Origin of the sequence: Aeromonas sp. s9 (genome assembly GCF_040907765.1) — a bacterium.
GTDB classification, from domain to species: domain Bacteria; phylum Pseudomonadota; class Gammaproteobacteria; order Enterobacterales; family Aeromonadaceae; genus Aeromonas; species Aeromonas caviae.
Genome location: NZ_JBFOCK010000072.1, coordinates 68414 through 86339 on the forward strand (window position 1 = coordinate 68414; position 17926 = coordinate 86339).

The 17926-nt window shown below is 60.7% G+C and carries 21 protein-coding genes; 11 read left to right on the forward strand and 10 right to left on the reverse strand.

The features are described 5' to 3' along the window. Nucleotides 1–37: 37 nt before the first annotated feature. On the reverse strand, nt 38–2413 hold the full coding sequence (locus tag AB5Y54_RS14945) for a PilZ domain-containing protein (RefSeq protein WP_202043097.1): 2376 nt from the start codon (nt 2411–2413) through the stop codon (nt 38–40). A gap of 100 nt (nt 2414–2513) precedes the next feature. Here AB5Y54_RS14945 and radA point away from each other — a divergent pair, with 100 nt between their 5' ends. Next, nucleotides 2514–3878: a DNA repair protein RadA gene (gene radA, locus AB5Y54_RS14950; protein ID WP_010673036.1), complete on the forward strand. Its 1365-nt coding sequence runs from the start codon at nt 2514–2516 to the stop codon at nt 3876–3878. Between the two features lie 53 nt (nt 3879–3931). On the opposite strand, the gene AB5Y54_RS14955 is transcribed toward radA, so the two are convergent. After that, entirely contained in the window at nt 3932–4318 is a 387-nt protein-coding gene (locus AB5Y54_RS14955; protein ID WP_029313755.1) for a PilZ domain-containing protein, read from the reverse strand. 102 nt (nt 4319–4420) lie between these two features. Continuing rightward, nucleotides 4421–4903, reverse strand: coding sequence for an Rsd/AlgQ family anti-sigma factor (locus AB5Y54_RS14960; protein ID WP_029313757.1), 483 nt, complete (start codon nt 4901–4903; stop codon nt 4421–4423). 338 nt (nt 4904–5241) lie between these two features. Here AB5Y54_RS14960 and hupA point away from each other — a divergent pair, with 338 nt between their 5' ends. Continuing rightward, entirely contained in the window at nt 5242–5514 is a 273-nt protein-coding gene (hupA, locus tag AB5Y54_RS14965) for a nucleoid-associated protein HU-alpha (protein WP_005305063.1), read from the forward strand. 113 nt (nt 5515–5627) lie between these two features. After that, a complete protein-coding gene (locus tag AB5Y54_RS14970) occupies nt 5628–6053 on the forward strand; it encodes a hypothetical protein (RefSeq protein ID WP_029313758.1) in 426 nt (141 codons plus the stop codon). Nucleotides 6054–6135: 82 nt separating this feature from the next. Here AB5Y54_RS14970 and AB5Y54_RS14975 read toward each other — a convergent pair whose 3' ends face one another. Both AB5Y54_RS14975 and dusA read right to left on the reverse strand, forming a co-directional pair. Beyond that, nucleotides 6136–6285, reverse strand: a complete 150-nt coding sequence (locus AB5Y54_RS14975; RefSeq protein ID WP_080769988.1) for a hypothetical protein — start codon at nt 6283–6285, stop codon at nt 6136–6138. Nucleotides 6286–6287: 2 nt separating this feature from the next. Continuing rightward, a complete protein-coding gene (dusA, locus tag AB5Y54_RS14980; RefSeq protein ID WP_368153955.1) occupies nt 6288–7274 on the reverse strand; it encodes a tRNA dihydrouridine(20/20a) synthase DusA in 987 nt (328 codons plus the stop codon). 136 nt (nt 7275–7410) lie between these two features. Here dusA and zur point away from each other — a divergent pair, with 136 nt between their 5' ends. Genes zur through AB5Y54_RS14995 form a run of 3 tightly spaced genes read left to right on the forward strand, consistent with a single transcriptional unit; the run spans nt 7411 to nt 8553 of the window. After that, nucleotides 7411–7869, forward strand: a complete 459-nt coding sequence (gene zur, locus AB5Y54_RS14985) for a zinc uptake transcriptional repressor Zur (RefSeq protein ID WP_042882157.1) — start codon at nt 7411–7413, stop codon at nt 7867–7869. Further along, nucleotides 7859–8320, forward strand: a complete 462-nt coding sequence (locus AB5Y54_RS14990) for a chemotaxis protein CheX (RefSeq protein ID WP_010673043.1) — start codon at nt 7859–7861, stop codon at nt 8318–8320. Before zur ends, AB5Y54_RS14990 begins: the two co-directional genes overlap by 11 nt. A 5-nt stretch (nt 8321–8325) precedes the next feature. Beyond that, complete coding sequence (locus AB5Y54_RS14995) at nt 8326–8553, forward strand: hypothetical protein (protein WP_109112049.1); 228 nt, start codon at nt 8326–8328, stop codon at nt 8551–8553. An 89-nt stretch (nt 8554–8642) separates the two neighbouring features. Here AB5Y54_RS14995 and brnQ read toward each other — a convergent pair whose 3' ends face one another. Continuing rightward, the gene (brnQ, locus tag AB5Y54_RS15000; protein WP_223933202.1) at nt 8643–9950 is read right to left on the reverse strand and encodes a branched-chain amino acid transport system II carrier protein; all 1308 of its coding nucleotides are present in this window, start codon (nt 9948–9950) and stop codon (nt 8643–8645) included. 190 nt (nt 9951–10140) lie between these two features. Next, nucleotides 10141–10851: a tRNA1(Val) (adenine(37)-N6)-methyltransferase gene (locus AB5Y54_RS15005; protein WP_201972383.1), complete on the reverse strand. Its 711-nt coding sequence runs from the start codon at nt 10849–10851 to the stop codon at nt 10141–10143. A 127-nt stretch (nt 10852–10978) separates the two neighbouring features. Here AB5Y54_RS15005 and srmB point away from each other — a divergent pair, with 127 nt between their 5' ends. Further along, entirely contained in the window at nt 10979–12199 is a 1221-nt protein-coding gene (gene srmB / locus AB5Y54_RS15010; RefSeq protein WP_041210934.1) for an ATP-dependent RNA helicase SrmB, read from the forward strand. 187 nt (nt 12200–12386) lie between these two features. Here the strand turns inward: srmB and yaaA are convergent, their stop codons facing one another. The 3 genes from yaaA to tapT are packed head-to-tail and all read right to left on the reverse strand — an operon-like array spanning nt 12387 to nt 15360. Continuing rightward, on the reverse strand, nt 12387–13160 hold the full coding sequence (gene yaaA / locus AB5Y54_RS15015) for a peroxide stress protein YaaA (RefSeq protein ID WP_104455225.1): 774 nt from the start codon (nt 13158–13160) through the stop codon (nt 12387–12389). A gap of 32 nt (nt 13161–13192) precedes the next feature. Then, nucleotides 13193–14302, reverse strand: coding sequence for a PilT/PilU family type 4a pilus ATPase (locus tag AB5Y54_RS15020; RefSeq protein WP_104455226.1), 1110 nt, complete (start codon nt 14300–14302; stop codon nt 13193–13195). 23 nt (nt 14303–14325) lie between these two features. Then, complete coding sequence (tapT, locus tag AB5Y54_RS15025) at nt 14326–15360, reverse strand: type IVa pilus ATPase TapT (protein WP_010673050.1); 1035 nt, start codon at nt 15358–15360, stop codon at nt 14326–14328. A 39-nt stretch (nt 15361–15399) separates the two neighbouring features. Between tapT and AB5Y54_RS15030 the strand changes: the two genes are divergently transcribed. The 4 genes from AB5Y54_RS15030 to yggU all read left to right on the forward strand — a co-directional run bounded on the left by AB5Y54_RS15030 (nt 15400) and on the right by yggU (nt 17922). Then, nucleotides 15400–16101: a YggS family pyridoxal phosphate-dependent enzyme gene (locus AB5Y54_RS15030; RefSeq protein WP_039039960.1), complete on the forward strand. Its 702-nt coding sequence runs from the start codon at nt 15400–15402 to the stop codon at nt 16099–16101. Between the two features lie 122 nt (nt 16102–16223). Next, nucleotides 16224–17048, forward strand: coding sequence for a pyrroline-5-carboxylate reductase (gene proC / locus AB5Y54_RS15035; protein WP_104455227.1), 825 nt, complete (start codon nt 16224–16226; stop codon nt 17046–17048). A 23-nt stretch (nt 17049–17071) separates the two neighbouring features. Then, nucleotides 17072–17623: a YggT family protein gene (locus tag AB5Y54_RS15040; RefSeq protein ID WP_010673053.1), complete on the forward strand. Its 552-nt coding sequence runs from the start codon at nt 17072–17074 to the stop codon at nt 17621–17623. Then, entirely contained in the window at nt 17623–17922 is a 300-nt protein-coding gene (gene yggU / locus AB5Y54_RS15045; RefSeq protein ID WP_010673054.1) for a DUF167 family protein YggU, read from the forward strand. The genes AB5Y54_RS15040 and yggU overlap by 1 nt, the downstream gene beginning before the upstream one ends. Nucleotides 17923–17926: the final 4 nt, after the last annotated feature.

The window sequence follows — 17926 nt, forward strand, 5'->3', positions numbered from 1 at the left end:
TGCGTGCCCGTTTTTTGTTGTCTCCCTGCCCTGCTGGCTAGCGGGGCCCGGATGGTATGCCAAGGCGGAACAGGGTCGCCTCGGTGGTATCGGTCAGTTCACCCACGCCCACGACACTCCAGAGCTCCTCTTCCAGCTTCTTGGCCTTGTGAATGGCGAACTTGGCGATGTAGTCCAGTTCACCCGCGATGAAGCTGGTGTCCGGGCGGCCGGTGCGCGAAATACCCACCAGTACCGAATAGAACTCGCCCTGTTGCCGGGCCAGCTCGATGAAGCGGCGCTTTTGATCCGGTGAGCTGAAGCTGCTGGCCAGGTGGCTGCGAAACAGGGGGGTTCCCCCCTGGGAGTGGAGGGCGGCGATGTAGACCTCCTCCTCTTCCGGCTTGTCTTCCCGCTCGATGGCGCGCAGGGGATTGAGCAGCAGGGCCTTGAGCAGAGCCCCCTGGAACAGGGGATACAGGTTCAACTGCTGATCCTGCTCGGCACAGATGCGCAGAAGACGGGAAAGGCTGCGTGGCTGTGGCGAGAGGCCGGCCGCGGCCAGTTTCGGGGCGGCCTTGAGCTTGTTCACATAGACGGGGGTGTTGAACAGGTGGTGGGTGTAGAGGTTGCGCAGCGCCCTGGCCATGCCGCGATAGCGATTGAACTCCCGGGTGGTCTTGAGCTTGTTCTGGTTGCTTTCGATCAGCAGGCTGAAGAACTGGTGGCCGGTATGGCGCTCAGCCGTCCCCTCGATGCACAGATGCAGCACGGTTCTGCTCAGGTTGAGGCTGACCAGCCGATAGGGCAGGCGTTGCAGGTCCATGTTTCTGGCGAGCTCTTGCAAACGGGGCAGAGCCACCGTGATGATGTCTCCCTTCTCCCCGTCGAACGGTTCCTCCAGCTCGATTTGCATGCCGTGGGCAGAGATGTCTCGGGTCCAGCCGACCCAGGATCGCTCCTTGTGATGCAAGACGATGGCCGTCTTGTGCATGTAGCGCGCCTCCTTGCGCAGTTGCACATAGTGCAGCGTCTCTATCTCGAAGGGGGCGGCATGGATGTCATGGCCAAAGCGCTGCAAGGCGTTGGCGTTGAGCGGATCCTGACCCGTCTCTCGCTGGAACTCGTCGCGCTGGTTGTCCAGGTTTATCTCCTGCAGCATGCCCACGTATCCGAGCTGGGCCAGGCGCTCGCGCAGCAGCCTGTCCTGCAACTGGCTCGCCCCGCCCTGGGGGTTGTCGAGGTCGGCCTCCCGCAGGGTGCAGGCTTCCATGCTGAACTTGTACACCCGCCAACTGGGGCGGCGGGCGCCGATCTGGAAGAAGAGCGCGGTCAGTCCGCTCTGTTCCAGCTCCTCCCGGGTCGCGGAGAAGAAGTAGAGGTGGCTGCGTACCGCATGGGTAAAGCTGTAGATCAGCGTCTCGCGCAGCCCCTCTTTGCCTGGGAGCAACGAGGGCATGCGGGCAGCGGTGAAGAGGCTGGCGAGCATGTCGCGGTTCTTGGCGTCGCGCCAGTATTCGAGAATGTGCTGGTTGTTCTCGGTGCGCAGGGCGATCTCGAGGGCGGGGACGCTGCCCTTGCCGAAATAGAGGGGCATGCCGGTCATGCGTGGCAGATAGAACTGCTCATACCCCTTGATGACGGCGGCGGAGAGCAGGTAGTCGACGCTGACACGATAGCGGCTGCGGTTGCGCTCGATGAAGTCGCGCAGGAACTCGTCGAACACCGGATGCTCGCCGTTCTTGAGCAGCCTGAGCCAGAATTTGTCCTCTTTTCTCTCCTCCCCTAGGATCTGGTAGCTGACCGGGTCACGCAGCAGGGGATGGGGATGATCGCGTTCCAGTCCGGTGAAGAAGACGGCTATCAGGTCGCCTGTCTGGTAGTCGGGCAGATAGGGCACGGATACCCGGATGCCGCCGAGGGAGATGTCGGAGCTCTTGGCGAGGATCTTCTCGCCGTTGGCGAGCTGGAGCACCATGGGCGAGCTGAAGTGCATGCGCTCTTCCTGCCGCCCGTAATGGCTGGCGAAGGGGATGGCGCTGACATCGAACGGACGAAACGGGCTGATGGGCAGCGCCAGATTGTCGCTGCGCCCCTGGTTGAGTTTGTACCAGGCTTGCAGCGCCTCGTAGACCCCCAGGGTGTAGCTGTCCCGGTAGAGGTAGCACTGGGATTGAAACAGCTCGATGGCCTCGGCGGGCATGAAGTGGGTCACCCCGTCGAACTCATGCACCTGACAGAGGGCGCCCAGCTCGTTGCGCATGTCGATGACGCGCCGACAGGGGGTGCACTTGCGTTTGAGTTCCATCTTCAGCAGGAACCGACTGTTGGTATTTTCGTTCTGGGTCAGACGGTTGAAGATTTCGTCGAAGTCCTTTTCCCGGAGCAGGGGGACAAGTTGTTCTATCAGATGTAGTGGTTGTTCTGAATCCATGTATTCCTGCCGCGGAAAGTCACTTTTCCGATTCTGGGTTTGATCTGCCGGTCGCAAACAAGTATATCAAGCAGGAATTCATCCTGTCCCCGAGTTATCCATGGCCAAAAACAAAACCGCCTATGTTTGTTCCGAATGTGGAGCCGACTTCACCCGCTGGCAAGGTCAGTGCAGCGAGTGCAAGGAGTGGAACACCATCACCGAGGTGCGACTGGGGGTGACGACACCCGGCAAGAGTGCTCGCTATACCGGCTATGCGGGCGCCGTCGGCAGCCAGGTGCAGACCCTGGCGGAGATCGCCACCACGGAGATCCCCCGTTTCAGCTCGGGCTTCAAGGAGCTGGACCGCGTACTCGGTGGCGGCGTGGTCCCCGGTTCGGCCATTCTCATCGGCGGCAACCCCGGGGCCGGCAAGTCGACCCTGTTGCTGCAGACCATGTGCGGCCTGGCGCAGCGCATGAAGACCCTCTATGTAACCGGTGAGGAGTCACTGCAACAGGTGGCGATGCGGGCCGGTCGGCTGGGTCTGCCCACGGACAAGCTACGCATGTTGTCCGAGACCAGTGTCGAGCAGATCTGCCTCATCGCCCAGCAGGAGCAACCTCAGATCATGGTCATCGACTCCATCCAGGTGATGCACGTGGCGGATGTGCAGTCTGCGCCGGGGTCCGTCTCCCAGGTGCGGGAGTCGGCGGCGCTGCTGACACGCTATGCCAAGCAGAATCATGTGGCCATCTTCATGGTGGGCCACGTCACCAAGGACGGCACCCTGGCTGGCCCCAAGGTGCTGGAGCACTGCATCGACTGCTCCGTGCTGCTGGATGGCGGGCACGACTCTCGTTTTCGCACCCTGCGCTCCCACAAGAACCGCTTCGGTGCGGTCAACGAACTGGGGGTCTTCGCCATGACCGGGCAGGGAATGAAGGAGGTGAGCAACCCTTCCGCGATTTTCCTCAGCCGCGGGGAGGAGCAGGCTCCGGGCTCCATCGTCATGGTGATCTGGGAAGGCACGCGCCCCCTGCTGGTGGAGTTGCAGGCGCTGGTGGATTACTCCCAGCTCTCCAATCCGCGCCGGGTGGCGGTGGGGATGGACCACAACCGTCTCGCCATGCTGCTGGCGGTGCTGCATCGTCACGGCGGGTTGCAGATGGCGGATCAGGATGTGTTCATCAACGTGGTGGGTGGCGTCAAAGTCGAGGAGACCAGCGCGGATCTGGCGCTGCTGCTGGCCATGGTGTCGAGCTTCCGGGATCAGGCCCTGCCCAAGGATCTGGTGGTCTTTGGCGAAGTGGGGCTCTCCGGCGAGATACGGCCCGTGCCCTCGGGTCAGGAGCGACTGCAGGAGGCGGCCAAGCACGGTTTCCGCCGAGCCATCGTCCCGCATGCCAATGCGCCCAAACATCCTATCGAGGGGATGGAGGTGGTGCCGGTGAAGAAACTCTCCGATGCCCTCGAGGCCCTGTAACCGACCATGAAAAAGGAGCGTATGGACGCTCCTTTGTTTTTCTGCCTGCCCGCTCAGGATTCGGGGGGGACGTGGTCTCGGTGTTCTTGCAGCAACTGCTCCAGCTCGCGATGGAGCAGTTGCTCCTCTCCGATGTTCAGCTCGATCATCCGCTTGAGGTGCGTGGCGCTGTCGATGTCGATGTGGTGGCAGTAAAACCCCAGCTTCTTGCTGGCTTCGTGGGTCAGCTCGACCTGCATCTTGATCTCGATGTCGCTGCCCCCGAGCACGAAGCAGATTTCGTACTCCTTGTCCTCGCTGGCGACCCAATCCTCGGGTCTGAGCAGCAGGGCTCCCTGCAGGGAGACATCGACCAGCTGGGTGCGCCACTGGTGTTCACCCTGGGTGAGCTTGGCGGCGGTCAAATAGAAAATCCGAGTAAAGTGGCGGCGCTCGGCCATGGTCGTCTCCGGTCTGCGTGCGAGCAAGATGCTCATCCTTCATGTTGCAGAGTGTAATCCAGCTGGCACGCCAGGATATTGAACTGGCTCCGATATTGAATATCAGACCTGCTGATGGCTGAGGGATTCCACCACCTGCAGCGCCTTGACCAGCCGATCCTCCTGTTTGAACCTGTCTTCCAGCACGGGGCCGAGTTGGTTCAGATCCTCGTCCAGTTGTAGCAACTGGGCTTCGTCGGCGTTGCTGTACTTGTCGTTGAACTCCAGCGCGAATTCGGTACAGGCACGGATATGGGGGTAGATGCGCTTGGCCAGCTCCAGTTTGTCGCCGCTGGCTTGCTCAAAGGCGGTGACGACGTGGTTGTAGATCTCGAAATGGCCTGCGCTGACGTAATCGACCAGTTGTTCGCAAAAACGTTGCAGTTCGACGTGGCCTGGGAGGGTGCGTTGCTTGCACTTGGCGGGCATGAGGCCTGCCAGTCGCATATACTCGACCAGCAACGCCTGTCTGGCATCCAGCCAGTCATCTATTGCTCTGTGCTTGCCTGCCAGTGCGCGCTTGGTTTTTTCCAGTTCAGTTAACATAGTCCCTCCATGGGCATGGCATGCGGCTCTCGGGTCGCATGCCTTCGGTCATTCTCATCGACTGACGACACTCCTATAACTAGGGAAAATCCAGTTGACCGTCAATAGGAGTGTAGGGATATTGTTACATCAGGCGGGGATTTGCATGCCTCTCCCCACCGGTACTTCGCATCCTGTCGCCCATCCAGGGGACATGGGGGCGATATATGTGACTATTTCCGCAGATCTTGATGAAAACCCCAGCATTCAAGCCAATCCGGCTGATAAAGCCTTTGCCTGAGTGTTTTTTTTTGAATAGAGTGGCCCGGTGCTAAATGCCCGATCATAAAGGAAATGTTATGAACAAAGCTCAACTTGTCGATGCAATTGCCGCCAAAGCAGACCTGAGCAAAGCTCAGGCCAAAGTCGCTCTGGAAGAGATCATCAATGGTATTACCCAGAGCCTGAAAGAGGGCGATGCCGTTCAGTTGGTGGGTTTTGGTACCTTCAAGGTCAACCATCGCGCGGGCCGTACCGGTCGCAACCCGCAAACCGGTAAAGAGATCCAGATTGCAGCTGCCAATGTGCCGTCCTTCGTGGCTGGCAAGGCGCTGAAAGACGCCGTCAAATAAGGTCGTCTTGTAATCAAATGAAACCCGGCTTGTGCCGGGTTTTTTCTTGCCATCTTCGTCAAAATTTGTTTCAGATACACTCAGGATATGGCATGCGCTGTAGCGAGGTGGATATGGAACAGAAAAATGCCATTCGGCAGGTAGCCGTCCCCTGGGCTCCCTCTCGTCAACTCCCTCCCGGCCTGGTCGTGGCCGAACTGCATCAGGATATCTGGAGCGACACCCTGACCGTCATGCTGGGGCGTGCTCGCAGCATCGATCTGCCTCCGTTGCCCCTGTGTCGGGTGAGTTTTCGCCACATCTTCGCGGTGCGGGTGATGGAGGACTGCGATCTGGCGGAGGGGCGTGACAGCCACGTCATCGAGGAGCAGATCCAGCTCATCACCCCGTCCCGTTTCGCCAGCTGGTTCCATCAGGAATCCGATGGACTGCACCTGGATGAAGATTTGCAGCACTACCGCATCTCGACCTGGGATTACTGCGCCGATGTGCTGACCTCTTCTCCCCCTGAACTCCAGTTCATGGTTCAGGAGGAGTAAGCCAGACTGTCGGGTCGCCTCCGTGGTGACAAAAAAGCCGGCGCAGGGGCGCCGGCTTTTTCTTGTTCGGGAGAGGTGGCGTTCAGCCCAGGATCTGGTCCCGGTGCAGCCCCAGCACGATCAGCAGCCCGATGAAATAGAAGGTGCTGAGCTTGATGCCGAGAATGGTGAGCAGGCCGGCGCACAGACGCACCAGGGCCTTGTGCAGCCAGGATCCGGTGAAGCGGTACATGATCACTCCACCGCGTCGGCTGGCGCGAACTCCGGCACCTTGGCCATGGCGTCCAGCACCACTTGAATGTCGGCCCCCGGTTTGCAGGCATTCTCGCTCAGATGGCGACGCCAGGCGCGCGCCCCCTGCATGTTCTGGAACAACCCCAGCATGTGGCGGGTCATGTGGGAGAGGTAGTTGCCCTTGGCCAGCTCCTGTTCGATGTAAGGCAGCATCATCCGCACCACCTCGTGGCGGCTTGGCACGGCATGGTTCTCGCCGAACACCAGATTGTCCACCTGGGCCAGAATGTAGGGGTTCTGGTAGGCTTCGCGGCCCATCATGACCCCGTCGAGGTGCTGCAGATGTTCAAGAGTCTGCTCCAGACTGGTCACCCCGCCGTTGATGGCAATGGTCAGATCCGGGTAATCCTGCTTGACCCGGTAGACGCGAGGATAATCGAGGGGCGGGATCTCGCGGTTCTCTTTCGGGCTCAGGCCGCTCAGCCAGGCCTTGCGGGCATGGACGATGAAGGTATCGCAACCGGCGTCCCTTACCTGCTCGATGAAGGCCTGCAAGAACTCGTAGGAGTCTTGATCGTCGATGCCGATACGGGTCTTCACGGTGACCGGAATGTTGACCACGTCGCGCATCGCCTTGACGCAATCGGCCACCAGTGCGGGTTCACCCATGAGGCATGCGCCGAAGCGGCCGTTTTGCACCCGATCGGAGGGGCAGCCGACGTTGAGGTTGATCTCGTCATAGCCGCGCACCTCGGCGAGCCTGGCGCAGCGGGCCAGGTCTGCCGGGTTGCTGCCACCCAGTTGCAGGGCGAGAGGGTGTTCCTGCTCGCTGTAGCCCAGATAGTCGCCCTTGCCGTGGATGATGGCGCCCGTGGTCACCATCTCGGTATAGAGCAGGGTCTGGCGGGTCATCAGACGGTGGAAATAACGGCAATGCCGATCGGTCCAGTCCAGCATGGGGGCGATGGAAAAGCGCTGCGCCTGCATAAAAATCATCCGGGTTGGCCAAACAAGGGGCGGGATTCTATCACAACGTGAGACAGCCCCAGAAAATGAATTTTGTCGCCGCGCACTGGGGGCCCTGTGATAGTATCCGGCTAATTGACAGGGTATCTGCGTGAACATGAATCAAGACCAACTTCTACAACGAGCGGAACGCCTCTGCGAGCAGCGCGGGATCCGTTTCACCCCGACACGGCGCCAGGTGCTCCGGCTGCTTGCCGCCCACGGCAATGCCATCAGTGCCTATGATTTGCTGGCCCAGTTGCAGCAGACCGAGGCTCATGCCAAACCGCCTACCGTCTATCGGGCGCTCGACTTCCTGCTCGAACAGGGCTTTGCCCACAAGGTGGAGTCGCTCAACGCCTTCATCTTCTGCTGCCACTTCGACCATGCCCACCCGATGCAACTGCTGATCTGCGATCGTTGCGGTGAGGTAGTGGAGCTGCACGATCCCGCCATCGACGGCGCCTTTTCCGAGCAGGCTCATCAGCATGGTTTTACTATTACCAACAAGACCATAGAAGCCCATGGTCAATGTGCCCGCTGTTCCGTTACCGTAGGAAGTCAAGATGAAGGCTGATTTTGTAAACCCGTTCCTGCTCTCCCTGCTCAACGTGCTCTCCACCATGGCACAGCTGGAACTCAAACCGGGCGCGCCCAAGCGCAAGACGGACGAGCTGGCTCGGGGAGATGTCTCCGGCCTGATTGGCATGGTGGGTCCGCAGACCCGGGGTTCCCTCTCCATCAGCTTCGAGAAGGGGCTGGCATTGGAGATCATGCGTCGCATGCTGGGGGAGGCGCCGGCCACCATCAACGAGGAAGTGACCGACATGGTGGGCGAGATCACCAACATGGTGACGGGCGGCGCCAAACGCATGCTGGGGGAGAAGGGCTATGAGTTCGACATGGCAACCCCGGTCATCGTCTCCGGTCCCAATCACACCATCACTCACCGGGCCGACGGCGCCAAGATCATGATGCCGTTCGAATCGGAGTATGGCCGTGCCACCATCGAGATCTGCTTCGAGTAATCGCCATGTGGAAGATGCTGAAATGGAGTGTCATCGGTGGGGTGGTGCTGCTTATCCTGTCGGATATCGAGATCAGCACCTCTCTCTACAAGTACGAAGACAACCGCGTGGAGATCAACTTCCCGCGCTGGCAGGCTGACCAGCCCTGGGGCACCCTGAGTTGGCATGCGGGCCGGTTTGAGCATCACTGGTACGGTCTTGCAGGCAAACCCAAGCCAGCAACCGTACTCTGAGGAGCGCTCTCCACAACGGATGAACCAGATTGCACCAACAAAAAAGAGGCCAGCGAATGCTGGCCTCTTTATTGGGTCAAGATCTGTTATCAGGCCGCTTCTGCTGCCAGCTTGCCATTGCCACGCACCATGACACCGAGGCCACAGGCCAGCAGGGTCGGCAGCAACCAGGCCAGGCCCTTGTCAAACAGCGGCAGGAAGGCGAACGCATCCATCTTCATGCCGGCGGCGCCCAGGCCGTCCAGGCAGCCGAACAGGAAGGCGACCAGCAGCACGGAGCGGAACACCAGACGGGGGTGACCGAAGTAACCCTTCAGGAAGGTGACCAGTACCAGCGCCACGGCAACCGGGTAGATGGCGACCAGCACCGGAATGGAGAGGCTGATGAGCTGGCTCAGGCCCACGTTGGCCACGATGCCGCAGATGACACCCAGCAGCACGACCAGCTTCTTGTAGCTCATGCCGGTCAGGTTGTGGAAGAAGTCGGAGCAGGCGGAGATGAGGCCGACGGCCGTGGTGAAGCAGGCCAGGGTGATGATGGCAGCCAGGATGAACTGACCCGGTTGGCCGAACAGACTCAGCACGTAGGCGTTGACGATGGCACCGCCGTTGCTCACATCTGTGGCGACGCCGGCAGCGGTGTTGCCCAGCTGGAACAGGGAGACATAGACCACGGAGAGACCGATGGCGGAGATGATGCCCGCGATGGCTAGGTACTTGAACTGGCTCTGGTAGTCATGGATGCCTTTCTGGCGCAGCAGGTCGACGATCAGGGCGCCGAACATCAGGGACGCCAGGGTGTCCATGGTGTTGTAGCCTTCCAGAATGCCTTTCACGAAGGGGGTGCTCTGGTAGTCACCGGATGCGGTAGGCATGCTTCCTTGCGGTGCGACGAAGACACCGATGGCCAGGGTCAGCAGCAGCAGCATCAGCAGCGGGGTCAGGTACTTGCCGATGGCATCCATCAGCTTGCCCTGGTTGAGGGAGACCAGGATGGCCACGCCGAAGAACAGTACTGTGTAGGCAGCCAGACCGGATGGTCCCATGTCGCCAAGGAAGGGCTTGAGGCCCATCTCGTAGGCCACCAGGCCGGTACGGGGGGCGGCGAAGGCCGGGCCGATGATGATGTAGATGGCGACGGCCAGTGCGGTGGCCACGCCGGCCGGCAGCAGCTTGGTCATGCCGGCCCAGCCGTTGCCAGCCTTGGCGACGGCGATGATGGTGATGAGGGGCAGGCCCACGGCGGTGACCAGGAAGCCCAGCATGGCCAGGGAGAGGTGCTCACCCGCCATGAAGCCGGCCAGGGGCGGGAAGATGATGTTGCCTGCGCCCAGATAGAACGCAAAGGTCATGAAGCCCAATCCGAGTACATCGGACAATGTGAGTGATTTCGTCAAGTTCAACCTCGTCTGTCTTGTAAACTATTGCTTGTTATAGTTTTTTATTTGTCAGTGACCGGCACTTTCCGGGGGTAAAAAAAAGAGCCCCGCTGGTTTTTTCATCGCGACCAGTGGTTTGAACTGGTCTTGAGCGGGCGCTCATTTAGCAGTCAGCATAATGATGTGAAAAAATAGTTCAAGGCAAAATTTACATCTTCAAATAGAAGGGGCTGGTTAGTTGGATATATCTGTCGGAATAGCCTCCCGTGGCAGAATGGATCACAATTTCACCCCTCTCACACTTGTTTAATCCTCTGCCAAGCAGCAATAAAACACGATTTGCCTCTTTCCCCTCTCTGGTAGTAACAGCCAGATAACAACGCTCATACAGATCATAACTCGACGAAATGCATAAAATTTCATCCGCCATCGCCGTGGGCAGCACCAGGGCCAGTTGCCCGGTACGGTTCAGCAGGCGATCGCTGGCGGCCAGCAATCCCCTTGGGTCGAGCCCCCCGGTATGACGGGCCAGAGCCCTGGCCGGATCGCGAAGTGTCTGGCCTGCCGGGAAATAGGGCGGGTTGGAGACGATGAGATCGTAAGGGGGGGCGAGGTGATCCTGAATGGCGCTCTCTATGATGGTGACCCGCTCACGCCAGGGGGAGGCCGCCGCATTCTCCTGGGCCTGCATGGCTGCATCCTTATCCAGCTCCACCCCGTCTATGTGGCAGCCGTTCGTGCTGCGCTGGGCCAGCATCAGGGCGATGAGGCCGCTGCCGGTGCCGATGTCCAGCACCCGGCGGGCGCTGTCGACCGGCGCCCAGGCTCCCAGCAGAATGCCGTCCGTACCGACCTTCATGGCGCAGCGGTCGTGATCGATGTGAAATTGCTTGAACGTGAAACCGTTGTTGCGCCCCATTCGGCCCTCCTCCTGTGCCTGCCCGCGGAAAATGGCCGGCGATTATAGCGGCTAAGCCACAGTCACCATAGGAGCCGGCGGCATAATCGCCTATAATCTGCCGCTTCCTTAATGACCGAGTATTGCCATGAGCCAGTCCTTTGATGATTTCGACCTGAATCCAGCCCTCAGTCGGGCCTTGGCCGAGATGGGATTCACCCGCCCCACCACCATCCAGCAGATGGTGCTGGAGCCAGCCCTGGACGGCCGCGATATTCTGGCTTCTGCGCCGACCGGAACCGGCAAGACCGCCGCCTTCCTGCTGCCCGCGATGCAGCACCTGCTGGACTTCCCGCGTCGCAAGCCGGGTCCGTGCCGCATGCTGATCCTGACTCCGACCCGCGAGCTCGCGCTGCAGGTGAGTGCTCACGCCAAGGCCCTGGCGGTGCACACCCATCTCAGCATCGAGACCATCATCGGTGGTGTCAGCCATGAAGAGCAGCTGCCTGCCCTGACCAAGACCACCGACATCGTGGTGGCCACCCCGGGCCGTCTGCTCGAGTACATCGAGAAAGAGGAGTTCGAGAGCCACGACATCGAGGTACTGGTGCTGGATGAAGCGGACCGGATGCTGGACATGGGCTTCATCAAGGACGTGAACCGCATCGTGGAAGAGGCGCGCTACCGCAAGCACACCATGCTCTTCTCCGCCACGCTGGAAGGGGCCGGCCTCGAGAAGTTTGCGAGCGAGATCCTCAAAGACCCGGTTGAGCTGCACGCCGAGCCGCCCCGCAGCGAGCGCCGCCCCATCACCCAGTGGATCCACCTGGCCGATGATGCCGCCCACAAGCTGGCTCTGCTGGTGCACATCCTGAAAAACCCGGAAACCCAGAAGGCCATCATCTTCGTCAAGACCCGTGAGCGGCTGGCGGAGCTTTCCGGCCAGTTGCAGGCGGCAGGCGTGCCCTGCGCCTGGATCCGTGGCGAGATGGAGCAGGCCAAGCGCATCGAGTCTATCCGCAAGTTCCACGAAGGGGAGGTGCCCTTCCTCATCGCCACCGACGTGGCCGCCCGCGGCATCGACCTGCCGAACGTCAGCCATGTCATCAACTACGACATGCCCTACGGCGCGGATGTCTATGTGCACCGCATCGGTCGTACCGGTCGTGCCGGCAACCGTGGCTGCGCCATCAGCCTGGTGGAAGCTCACGACATGGCCATGGTCGCCAAGATCGAACGCTACACCGAGGAGCGCCTCAAGCGCCGGGTGATCGATGAGCTGCGCCCCAGACACAAGGAAGCGCGGGTGCCGGTGAAGAAGAAAAAGCCGAAGGATGCCAAGAAGTCGGCAAAGAAGAAAAAGAAGTAATGCCCCCGAGCACAGTTGAAACGGCCATCCCAGGATGGCCGTTTTGCTGTCTGCTGCCTGGGGAGTGGCCTGAGAGAGGCGCAGAAAAAAGCCGACGCAAGGACGTCGGCCAACAAAAAGTGCTTACAACAGAGGATTCACAGAGTCAGACCCGAGGATCTCCGACTTGGTTCCCTTGAATGTGTAATTAATTTTCAGCGCGCTTGAACATCAGGGTATTGGCGTCGGACTCTTCCGGTACAAAGTAGTAGCCGTCGGCATTGAAACCGGTCAGCTGTTCCACCCGGGTGAGCCGATGCTTGATGATATGGCGTGCCATCATGCCGCGGGCCTTCTTGGCGTAGAAGCTGATGATCTTGAACTGGCCGTTCTTCTCGTCCTTGAACACCGGTGTGATGATGCGCCCCTGCAGGGCTTTCGGGCGCACCGACTTGAAATACTCGTCGGAGGCGAGGTTGATCAGCACGTCGTCCCCCTGGGCCGCCAGCGCCTTGTTCAGGTGCGCAGTGATGATGTCGCCCCAGAACTGGTAGAGGTCCTTGCCGCGCGGGTTGTCGAGGCGGATCCCCATCTCCAGGCGGTAGGGCATCATGAGGTCAAGCGGCCGCAGCACGCCATAAAGGCCGGAGAGCATACGCAGGTGGGTCTGGGCGAAGTCGAGGTCGGCCTCGCTGAAATCTTCTACGGCCAGACCGGTGTAGACGTCCCCCTTGAAGGCCAGCAGCGCCTGGCGGGCGTTGGCCGGCGTGAAGTCAGGCTGCCACTCGGCAAAGCGGGCGGCGTTGAGGCCGGCGAGCTTGTCGCTGATCTTCATCAGGCTGGCGATCTGGTCCGGGCTCAGTTGACGAGCCCGGGTGATCAGTGCTGCGGAGTGGTCCAGCAGTTCGGGTTGGGTGAAACGGGGGGTCACCAGGGGTGACTCGTAATCCAGCGTCTTGGCCGGGGAAACCACAATCAGCATAACTGTCCTTTACTAGCGATGACGCACGCCCCTCATTCATCCAGGGTCACGTTGTCGAGAGTGCCTGCGCCCAGCTGCTCGCGACCCGACAGCTTGATGAGCAGTCGCAGGTCGTTGGCGGAGTCGGCATGGGCAAGGGCCTCACTGTAGCCAATTTGGCCGGTGCAGAACAGGGTGAACAGCGCCTGATCGAAGGTCTGCATGCCAAGCTCGCCGGATTTGGTCATCACCTCCTTGAGTCTGTGCATCTCTCCCTTGCGAATGATGTCGGTGACGAGCGGGGTGTTGAGCAGGATCTCGAAGGCGGCGACCCGGCGCTGCCCGTGAGCGGAGGGGAGCAGCTGCTGGGCGACGATGGCGCGCAGGTTGAAGGAGAGATCGAACAGGAACTGGCGGTGCTTCTCCTGGGGGACCAGATGCAGGATGCGATCCAGCGCCTGGTTGGCATTGTTGGCGTGCAAGGTGGCGAGGCAGAGGTGCCCCGTCTCGGCGAACTGGATGGCGAACTCCATGGTCTCCTGGGAGCGGATTTCACCGATGAGGATGACATCCGGGGCCTGGCGCAGGGAGTTTTTGAGGGCGACATCGAAGGATGCGGTGTCGATCCCCACCTCCCGCTGGGTCACCAGACAGCGATCGTGCTGATGGACGAACTCCACCGGATCCTCCACCGTCAGGATGTGGCCGTCACCGTGCTGGTTGCGAAAGCCTATCATGGCCGCCTGGGTGGTGGACTTGCCGGCGCCAGTGGCGCCGACGAAGAGCACCAGCCCGCGTTTGGCCATGGCGACCTCCTGCAGGATGGGAGGCAGCACCAGCTCGTCAAAGGTGGGGATGCGGGTCTCGATGCGGCGCAGTACCATGCCCGGCATATCCTGTTGCCAGAAGGCGCTGACCCGAAAGCGCCCCAGCGAGCCTCGCTGGATGGCGTAGTTGGCCTCGCGGGTGTGCAGGAAGCGCTCGAAGTGGGTCTCGTCCAGGCTTTCTCTGATCAACGCCAGCGCCGTCGTCTTGTCGAGGGGAGCCGGCCCGAGCGACACCAGACGCCCGTTGACCTTGAGGGTCGGGGGAGCATCGACCGTGATGAAGAGATCCGAGCCCTTTTGTTCAACCAGTGCGGCGAGCAGAACATCTATGTTCATGGCGACTCCTTGGGTGTGCGAGCTTAAATGGTATTGGGATCGACCGCCTTGGCCTTGGCATCGAGGGAGGCGACGACCCCCCGGTTGACCAGCTGCTTGAGGCTCTGGTCCATGGTCTGCATGCCGTGGGTCATCCCGGTCTGGATGACGGAATAGAGCTGGGCCACCTTGTCTTCCCGGATGAGGTTTCGCACCGCCGGGATCCCCAGCATGATCTCGTGGGCCGCCACCCGGCCGCCACCGATACGCTTGAGCAGGGTCTGGGAGATGACCGCCCGCAGGGATTCGGAGAGCATGGAGCGCACCATGTCCTTCTCCGAGCCGGGGAAGACGTCGATGATACGGTCGATAGTCTTGGCGGCCGAGGAGGTGTGCAGGGTGCCAAACACCAGGTGACCGGTTTCAGCGGCGGTCATGGCGAGACGGATGGTTTCGAGGTCCCGCATTTCACCTACCAGGATGATATCCGGGTCTTCCCGCAGGGCCGAGCGCAGGGCGTTGCTGAAGCTCTTGGTGTCGCGGTGTACTTCCCGCTGGTTCACCAAGCAGCGCTTGTTCTCGTGCACGAATTCGATGGGGTCCTCGATGGTGAGGATGTGGTGGTGGAAGTTGTCATTGATGTAATCGACCATGGCGGCCAGGGTGGTGGATTTGCCCGAGCCGGTGGGCCCAGTCACCAGCACCAGGCCGCGAGGGTACTCCGCTATCTTGCGAAATATCTCTGGCGCCCCCAGATCGTCCAGGGTCAGAACGGTGCTCGGGATGGTACGAAACACGGCGCCCGAGCCGCGCGCCTGCTGGAAGGCGTTGACCCGAAAGCGTGCCATGCCGGGTACTTCGAAGGAGAAGTCCACCTCGAAGTTCTCCTCCAGCTCCTTGCGCTGGTGGTCATTCATGATGTCGTAAATGAGAGCATGGACTTCCCGGTGATCCAGGGCGGGCAAATTGATCTTGCGAACCTCCCCATCAACCCTGATCATCGGGGGGACCCCGGCCGAGAGGTGTAGATCCGAGGCCTTATGCTTTACACTGAATGCCAATAACTCTGTGATATCCATAGATTTGTTATTCTCCCATCACAAGATTACGAACGAAATATGAGCCAGATTGCCCAGCACCTGCTTCAGGTAAAGGAACGTATTGTAGAGGCTGCCCGGCGTGTTGGCCGCAGCCCAGATCACATCCAGTTGCTTGCTGTCAGCAAAACCAAGCCGCTGGGGGACATTCAGGCTGCCTATGCCGCCGGTCAGCGGCGCTTTGGCGAATCCTACGCCCAGGAGGCCGCGCTCAAGATTGATGCCTTGCGCGAGCAGAACGCCTGTACAGACATAGAGTGGCACTTTATCGGCCCGCTGCAATCGAACAAGTCCAAGCTGGTGGCGGAGCGGTTCGACTGGGTTCAAAGTGTCGATCGCGACAAGCTCATCGAACGCCTCAACAACCAGAGACCGAGTGGGCTCGCGCCGCTAAATATCTGTCTGCAAATCAATATTAGCGGAGAGAGCAGCAAATCCGGTACGTCGGAGCAAGAGATTTTCCACCTGGCCTCCCTGGTGGCCCAAAGCGAGCGGCTGCGGTTGCGCGGTCTGATGGCCATCCCCGAGCATACCCGCGACGAGGGGGTGCTGGCGGCCCAGATGGCGCGCATGCAGGCTCTGTTCACCGAGCTTGCGCAACAATACCCGAGCGTCGACACCCTTTCGATGGGGATGACCGAGGATCTTGAGCCTGCCATTGCCCATGGCAGCACCATGGTGCGGGTCGGGACCGCCATCTTCGGGGCCCGTGACTATTCATGAGCAAGAGCCGGGGCGAGAAACACCCCGGTCGTGCTTTTTTCAGGTAAACAGGCGCGTGTGATGCTGTCAGCCCGCACAGGCTGGGTCGGCATCCGCTGCGATGTCAGTAACAGGAGTGTTTGATGCAGCAGAGAACCCTCGCCTTCATCGGGGCAGGCAACATGAGCCGCAGTATCATTGCCGGCCTCATCCAGGCGGGTTACCCGGCAGAGCGTATCATCGCCGCCAATCCCAGCCGCCCCAAGCTGGACGAACTGGCCAGCCAGTTCGGCATCCGTATCACCCAGGACAACGCCGAGGCGGCCCGTGAGGCCGAGGTGATCGTGCTGGCGGTCAAGCCCCAGCTGATGGCGGGCATGCTGACGGCGCTGGTGGCCGAGCTTGGCTCGCTGGATGGCAAGTTGCTCATCTCCATCGCTGCCGGCATTCGCGTCGTGCGCTTGCAGGAGATGGCGGGTGGTCACGATCGCATTATTCGTACCATGCCCAACACCCCCTCCTTGCTGGGGCTGGGGATGACCGGGCTCTATGCACCGCCCGCCATCGGGCAGGCCGATCGGGCGGTGGCCGAACAGATGATGCAATCCGTGGGCAAGACCCTCTGGGTGGATGAGGAGGCCGGCATCAACGGCGTCATTGCGGCGGCGGGCAGTGCCCCGGCCTACTTCTTCCTGTTCATGCAGGCGATTGCCGAGGAGGCCGAGGCCATGGGCTTTACGCCGGAGCAGGCCCGCCTGCTGGTGCAGCAAACCGCCCTGGGAGCGGCCGCCATGGTGGAGCAGAATCCCGAGCTGTCGCTGCAGACCCTGCGCGAGCAGGTGACCAGCAAGGGCGGGACCACGGCCGAGGCCGTCAAGACATTCCAGGAGCAGGGGCTGATGCCGCTGACCGCAAGAGCCATGCAGGCGGCCGTTACCCGGGCCGGCGAAATGGAAACCCTTTTCTGAATCCCTTTTAGCAAGGAGCCCGGATGAACACGGCTTACTTTTTGATTAACACTGTCTTTGATCTCTACCTTATGGTGGTGCTGCTGCGGGTCTGGCTGCAGTGGGCGCGGGCCGACTTCTACAACCCCATGAGCCAGATGGTGGTCAAGCTGACCAACCCGCTGGTGGTGCCCCTGCGCCGCGTCATCCCGGGTTTTGGCGGGCTGGACATGGCCTCTGTGCTGCTGGCGCTGCTGATCGCCTTTGGCAAATTGGTCCTGCTCAAGAGCATGAATGTGCTGCAGGCGGACTGGCTCACTCTCTGTCTGTTTGCGACGCTCACCGTGTTGAAGAAGGCGGGTTCCATGATCTTCTGGATCCTGCTGATCCGCGCCATCCTGAGCTGGGTCAGCCAGGGTCGCAACCCCATTGAATACGTGATGCACCAGCTCACTGAACCCTTCCTGGCCCCCATTCGCCGCATCCTGCCTGCATTGGGCGGGCTGGATCTCTCCGTGCTGGTCGCCTTCATCGCGCTGCAGGCCATCAACTACCTGATGGGGGATCTGTTCGGCCAGTTGTGGTGGATGATCTGATGCCCGCCGTCCTGCTGGAAGGGGACGAGCTGGTGTTGCATCTGATGATCCAGCCCAAGGCGAGCCGGGATCAGATCATCGGATTGCACGGTGACGAGTTGAAAGTGGCCATCACGGCACCGCCGGTGGATGGTCAGGCCAACAGTCACCTGATCAAGTACCTGGCCAAGCAGTGCAAGGTGGCCAAGGGGCAGGTTCGCATCCTGCGGGGGGAGCTGGGTCGGCACAAGACGGTCGCCATCGACGCGCCAAAGCAGATCCCCGCCGAGATTGCCGCTCTGCTCGATAATCAGGGTTGATACG